General features: G+C 65.4%; 4 protein-coding genes. 1 reads left to right on the forward strand and 3 read right to left on the reverse strand.

Translation table 11 applies throughout. From position 1 onward, the window contains the following. The 3 genes from Q0309_RS09250 to Q0309_RS09260 all read right to left on the reverse strand — a co-directional run. Nucleotides 1-932, reverse strand: a 932-nt coding sequence (locus Q0309_RS09250) for an MMPL family transporter (RefSeq protein WP_299439835.1), incomplete at its 3' end; no start/stop codon positions are given. A 142-nt stretch (nt 933-1,074) separates the two neighbouring features. After that, nucleotides 1,075-1,989, reverse strand: a complete 915-nt coding sequence (locus Q0309_RS09255; RefSeq protein WP_299439837.1) for an outer membrane lipoprotein-sorting protein — start codon at nt 1,987-1,989, stop codon at nt 1,075-1,077. Between the two features lie 797 nt (nt 1,990-2,786). Then, on the reverse strand, nt 2,787-4,133 hold the full coding sequence (locus tag Q0309_RS09260) for a DUF4384 domain-containing protein (RefSeq protein WP_299439839.1): 1,347 nt from the start codon (nt 4,131-4,133) through the stop codon (nt 2,787-2,789). 71 nt (nt 4,134-4,204) lie between these two features. Between Q0309_RS09260 and Q0309_RS09265 the strand changes: the two genes are divergently transcribed. Then, on the forward strand, nt 4,205-4,564 hold a 360-nt coding region (locus Q0309_RS09265), incomplete at its 3' end, for a dihydrodipicolinate synthase family protein (protein WP_299439841.1).

A 4,564-nucleotide genomic window follows, 5' to 3' on the forward strand; every position in this document is an offset into this window, starting at 1 on the left:
CTCAAGTCTAAACGTGTGGGGGGCAGCTGTCTCATGATCGTTGGCACAGAGGGGGCCGCGACAACGAACAGCGCCGCGATCGCCACGAGAAGGCTCCGGTAAAGGACCAGGATGACCAGGATCGTCACACCGATACACAACAGGGTGAACCGCGGCATATCCTTGGACATCAACGCCACGATCTCGGTGCTGACGATGGGCGCGCCGGACACGTGGATGTCGAAGGTTTCTGGATCCTGGTACGTGGCGATGATGGCTTGCACCTGGGCCGCCATCTCCGCGTACTGGGGCGGGCCAAGCAACTGCCGCTCTGTCACGGGGCGAAAGGTGTTGTCGCAGGAAATCCCCTGCTCGGGCCGGGCGATACAGTCGTTGGGGCTCGGCGCGTAGCGGTACGGCTCGATGATGATGGAAGCGGTCTTGCCGTCTTCCGACAGGATGAAGTTCCGGTACAGCGGCGTGGCCATGACGCGGTCGCGCATGACATCGGGATCCCAGCCCCGGTGGAGCATGTTGCGAACCAACTCCTCCAGGTAGATGCCGCCGTCCTCGTATTGGATGAAGGGAATGTTGTAGAGGCTGAAGAGCTCGGCGATGTAAGGGACGTCGCGTTGGATGTCCCGGTGCAGGTCGGCCAGGCGCGTCAGGAAGGACGTCGTGAACACGTCGGGCGCCGAGATGGTCACGACGATGCGGTTGTCCTGACCGAAGGAATGCCGCATGTCATAGTAGGCCTGCAGCGCCGGATCGGTCTCATGCATGAAGGCTTCGATCCGTCCATCCTTGCGCAGGTTGGGCAGGCCCGAGACGCCCAGCCCAACCAGCAGCAGGACAAAGACCAAGGCTTTCAACGGGCTTCGATAAATGGCGCGAGCGACCGCCTGGAACACGCGATCGGCCTTTCCGGCCCACTGGCCGATGATCCGCGACATACCATCCTCCGTGCGCCAGAGGTAAATGGAGCAGGGTCCGCGAGCACGATGGGTGCCCGCCGGGCGAAGACCGATCCGTTGTGTCTTGGAGGAGATGCGGAGAGCCGCCCCGAAAGACGGCGCCACCGCCCTCTTTCCTGGGTCAGTTGCTCAGATTGACCGACCGCCACTCGTTCCAACCACTGGTGGTTCCCCCCAGGTCGTCGACCTCGAACCATCGGGTGGGCAGGTTGATATTGAACCGTTCGCCCTCGACCTCGAAGACGGAGGTGGAGATCACGCGGCCTTCCTTGCGGGTAAAGACCTTGAAGTAGGCCGGCACGTAGACGCCGTCCTGCCAGCGGATCTTGTCCGTGGTGAAGACGCGCTGCTCGCTCGGGGCGTCGGCATTGAATGTGCTCCAGACCGGAAGGAACGTGTCCTTCTCGATCCACACCTCACCGTCGCGCAGGCCCAGCCGGATGACCTCGCTTTCCTCGAGCGGATTGGCCCAAACCTTCCACACGGGCAGCCCTTTGTAGACCCCTTCGCCGAGGAGCTTGCACTCGTAGTCCTTGGCGCGGCGGATCAACATCTCGCCGATGGACAGGTCCGAGCCGTAAAGACGACCACTCAGGTCCTCGGACTTGACCTCTGTCAATTCCCCTTGAGAGGGAAGGTAGGTCCAAACCTTGTCCACTTCGCCGTCGCCGAAGTAGTCGTAGGCCATGGCCTCAAAGCCACGCAATTCCTCGGGCTCGAGGACCTTGCTCCGCAGGCGGCGATGCACGCCGATATTCTGGTGCGCGGCGTGGATGCGCCGCGTCTTGACCCCGCCGGCCTCGTCGGTGATCGTGATGTTCATGATGCGCCAACTGTCGTAGCCGTTGTAGCGCTTCTCGATCCCGATGAGGGCCTCCTCACAGGTCATGCTATCTTCCGGGCCTTCGGCGCGATCCGCGGCAAGGGCGCCGTGGGCAGCGACAGAGACGGCCAGGGCACTGATGCAGCCCAACACGGCCGCTTTGATGCTGGCCTTCCTTTCGACACATCGTTTCGACACAGGACCCTCCATCATATTGAGTAGATTTCACCGTTTTCGCGCATGGGACTGGGCTTTCACCGGGTTCGGCCCGGAAATTTGTGATATCCCGCGCGATACCGTTGGGGAGGACACCGCGACCTCTTGGGGCGTGTCGGACGACCAGGGACACACCGTGGGAGATCAGTGAGCTTTTTGTTGGGTTTGCGCGTTTACGGGCAACGCGCACTAACAAAAATGTGCAATGACAACCGGAAAGTTTATTATCACGAAGGCTGTAGGATTCAAAGCAGGTGTTGGAAATGTTATTTTGCAAAATGTTTTTTTTATTGCTCCATCATGATTGAAGGTGACATTTATATTTAGTGTCACATCTGTATCACGAAATGTGCTGTATTCATGATTTTGGGTGATTGGCAAGGGACCGTATTGTTATGTTTCTGCACCGAAGCGTTTGCGCGTCTCCAGGCTCTGATGCCGGCGGCGGCAGGAGGCCCCAAGGCAGCGACAGGCGGGCTCAACAGTCGGCCGACGATAGGATTGATACTGTCCGACGAATGAACCGACTTCATTCGTCGGACGGCCGGGGCGCCCCTGGCATCGCTTCGCGATGCCAGCTTTAACCAAAATGGGGCCGGCGCCCACGGCGCCGCTTCGCGGCGCCGACAAAGTGTGGCCGCCCTTTGGGCGGCGGGGCCGCAGAGCCGCGCGCCCCTTTGGGGCGCTGCGCCGACAAAACAAAAACTCGGCATTACCGGCGCCCCGAAGCGACCAGCCGGACGAGTCAATCCAATCGTCGGGCGGTATCAAAGTCGTTGACACGTTCCGTTCGGCTACCGGGGCAGGGTTTCGACCAGCAGATAGGCCCATTCCGCCTGGAAGTCCGGATCCTGGGTCTTCAACGCCAACAGCCGTTGCCGCAGCCAGTCGAGATACGGCCCGGCCTCCTCGACCAGGGGCCGCTTCGTCTCGACCACCGGCGCGGAGGCGCCGAACACGACCACGATCTCGCGGCCGAAGGGCGGCACGAATTCCATGACCGGCCCGGTATCACCGGCGGCGCTGTGGCCGAACGTGAACACCTCCTCGGCCGGCACGCGGCGGGCCTCGGCGAAGCGGCTGGGCATCAAGTGCACGACCTGACCGTCGGCGCCGAAGTAGTCGAGGTGCAGCCACGCGTCGAACTCGGGGGCCTCGATGGTCAGGCGCAGGATGTCCCCGTCGTGGAAGCGCATCAGGCCGGCCTGGGCCTCGCGGCCCACCGCCAGCGGGTCGTCGAGTTGGTCGCGGGACTGCGGCATGGCCATGCCGTCCAGCGCCTGCAGCACCCCGCACTGGGGTTGCGGCAACACCAGCAGGTTGGTGCGGACGGGGAGGGCGCCGCCGACGGCGGCGTTGATGCGGCTCAGGACCGCGTCGCGCAGCGCGGGGTCGGGGATGTGGCCCCGGATTTCGATGCCGCCCGTTTCCGGGACCAGGTCCGCTTGAAGGCGGCTGCACGGAATGGTGTCGAACGCCGCCCCCAGGCTGTCTCGCACCGACCCGCCCGACGTGTCGGCCGGGCTGGGCCCCATGTAGGTCTGGATGGCGGCCACGGAGGCCGGATCAAGCGAGACGTCGGCGCCGCCGCTCCACCCCAGCGTGGCCTTGGCGGCGTGGGCCAGCGATCCGGGATCCCCCAGGCGGACGGTGGCGCTGGCCGTCGCCGTGGGGCGCGCGGGAGCGGGCGCAGAGGCGGGCCGTTGGGCGGGGGCCGCCGGAGCGTCCGGCCGGTGTTCGCGCCCCGGGGTGGTCGCCGGGGCAGCCGCCTCGACAGGGCGGGCCATGTCGGCCGGCGGGGCGCCTTGGACCGGCGTGCCGGAGTCGCGGACCGGGGCGGCGGTCTCGGTCGGAGGGGCTGCTCCGTCCAGGGGTGCCGCCACCTCCAGGCCGGGCGTCGAGTCGAGCGGCGCGGTGGGGAGCGCCGGGGCGGCGGCCCTCTCGGTGGGGGCGGCCGCCGCCGTCACGGCGGCGCCCTGTGGCGCGGCGGTGTCGACAGGCTGCGATGTGACCGGCTGTGCCGCGACGGTTGGCGCGTTGGTCTTGGATGCCACTGGCGCGGCCGGTTCGGCGGTCGGCCGGACCGCCGCCGCCGTCTCGGCCGGGGCCGTCCGCGCCGCCGCGTGGGTCCACGGCCGCACCGGTCTCTTCACCCTCGACGACATGCTCGCCGAGTGGACCCCCTGACCTTTCTCTGCATTCTCCTCTCCCGATGTCTGACCTCCTCTTCCGCGGGACCGCCCCCGCGCTTGTCACCCCCTTCACGCCTGACGATCAGATCGACGAAGCCGCGTTTCGCAGGCTGATCGATTTTCAGATCGACGGCGGGATGGAAGCGCTCGTCGTCCTCGGTACGACGGGTGAGAACCCGACTGTCACGCACGATGAGCGCCGCCAACTCGTCGAGATCTCGCTCGACCAGGCCGCAGGGCGCGTGCCGGTTATCATCGGGACGGGGACGAACAACACGGCGCAGAGCGTGACGTTTTCGAAAGAGGCCGCCGACGCCGGGGCCGACGCGCTCCTCGTCGTCGGGCCGTACTACAACAAGCCGACCCCCGCGGGACTCGTC

This window comes from uncultured Rhodospira sp. (genome assembly GCF_937138205.1).
GTDB lineage: Bacteria > Pseudomonadota > Alphaproteobacteria > Rhodospirillales > Rhodospirillaceae > Rhodospira.